Source organism: Catenibacterium sp. AM22-6LB, from assembly GCF_003435615.1.
Classification (GTDB): Bacteria; Bacillota_I; Bacilli_A; order Erysipelotrichales; family Coprobacillaceae; genus Catenibacterium; species Catenibacterium mitsuoka_A.
Window position 1 is genome coordinate 1 of record NZ_QTUM01000105.1, and the last position, 1,959, is coordinate 1,959.

The 1,959-nt window shown below is 37.0% G+C and carries 2 protein-coding genes; both read right to left on the reverse strand.

All coding sequences use genetic code 11. From position 1 onward, the window contains the following. Positions 1-86: 86 nt before the first annotated feature. Entirely contained in the window at positions 87-1,448 is a 1,362-nt protein-coding gene (gene dnaB / locus DW269_RS12365) for a replicative DNA helicase (RefSeq protein WP_117460310.1), read from the reverse strand. 11 nt (positions 1,449-1,459) lie between these two features. Next, complete coding sequence (gene rplI, locus DW269_RS12370; RefSeq protein ID WP_117460312.1) at positions 1,460-1,906, reverse strand: 50S ribosomal protein L9; 447 nt, start codon at positions 1,904-1,906, stop codon at positions 1,460-1,462. Between the last annotated feature and the right edge of the window lie 53 nt (positions 1,907-1,959).

Here is a 1,959-nt window from a genome sequence, read left to right on the forward strand (position 1 = left end):
AGTAGAAAATGCCATGCCCCTGTTTGACATGACATATAAGCGACTGCCTGTCGCACAAATAAGCAGTGGCGCATGTGCCACTGCTTTTAAATTCTAAGTCCTTCACCACTGTTCTGGTTTTCTGGACCTGTATAGTAATCTGAGAAACGTGAGTATTGTTTTTCAAATACAAGGCTGATATCGGCTGTTGCACCATTTCTGTGCTTAGCCACAACAATTTCTGTTAAGCCATTTGTTTCTGCTTCTTTTTCTTTATTCTGATAGTCTTCACGATGAAGGAAAGCGACGATATCGGCATCCTGTTCGATAGCCCCGGATTCTCTTAAGTCGGACAACATTGGTTTTCCTTTACGCTGTTCAACCTGACGAGAAAGCTGTGATAAGGCAATAACGGGACACTTTAATTCTCTGGCTAATGCCTTTAACTGTCTAGAGATATCAGATACTTCCTGCTGTCTTGATTCTCTTGATGAAGATGGACCAGAGATCAACTGAAGGTAATCGATAATAACCATCTTTAATCCCTGTTCTCTTTGTAGTCTTCTACATTTAGCTGCAATTTCACCAATCTTAACTGCTGGTGTATCATCAATATATAAATTACAACGTGTGACACGATCTGCTGCTGCATAATATTTATTCGCATTTTCTTTTAAAATCGCACCTGTTTTTAATTTATCGTTATCAATAGATCCTGCACAACATATTAATCTGGTGACAAGCTGTTCAGCAGGCATTTCTAGTGAAAATATTGCGACAGCTTCTTCACTATTAAGTGATGAGTTAAAGCCAATATTCAAGGCAAAAGCTGTTTTACCTACAGAAGGTCTAGCTGCAAGAATAACTAAATCACCTGGCTGGAAGCCTGAAGTTAATTTATCTAATTCTTTATAGCCTGTCTTTACCCCAGAGACAACGCCGCCATTTTTCTGAAGGAGATTCATTCTGGCTGTGACATTCTGTACAACACTTTCAATTGTCTTGAATTCCCCGGCATTTCTATCTCTAGTGACTTCTAAGACATCTTTTTCTACTGTATCAATAAAATCATTAATATCAGTAATTTCACCATAAGCATCTTGTACGATGTTTGTAGCCTCTTTAATAAGTCTTCTAAGTAATGACTTCTCATTTAATATCTGAAGATAATGTGTTGTATGAGCGACTGTTGGTACTGAATTTGCAAGTACCAATAAGTAGTCTACTCCACCTACTTTTTCTAATATCTTCTGGTTAATTAAATAATCAGTCACTGTAGTGGCATCAATTGGTTTATTACCGTCATGAAGGAACTTCATGCCTGTAAAGATCAGTCGATGCGCATCAAGATAGAAATCCTGAGGTGTTGCCATGTTGATGACATCATTACATGCATTCTTATCAATCAACATCGCCCCTAATAAAGCACGTTCTGCCTCTAAGTCATGAGGGAGTTCTCTTGTATCCATAAGTATTCACCTTATTTTTCAGATAAATGAACATTGATAGTCGCAATAACACCTTTATAAAGTTCAATCTTCAACTTAGTAGTTCCTAAAGCACCTACTGGATATGCATTGATGAACTTTCTCTTATCAATCTTAATACCATGTTCTTCTAATAATTTCTTTGCGATATGTTTTGTAGAAACATGATCAAAGCTCTTACCATCCTTACCAGTCTTTACCTTGAATTCTACTACAATAGTTTCAAGCTTCTTTGCAAGTTCCTGAGCTTCTTCTTTCTTCTTTAAGTCTTCCTGTTTCTTTTCTTCTTCCTGCTGGGCAACAATCTTCTTACCTGTTTCTGTTGCTATTAAAGCTTTACCATTCTTAATTAAGAAGTTCTGTCCATAACCGTCAGATACATTAACGATTTCACCCTTCTTACCTACTTTTTTTACATCTTCTAATAAAATAACTTTCATATTTTCCTCCATTTCCCCGCGCCTTCGTTGCGCGGACACAAATATATAATCAA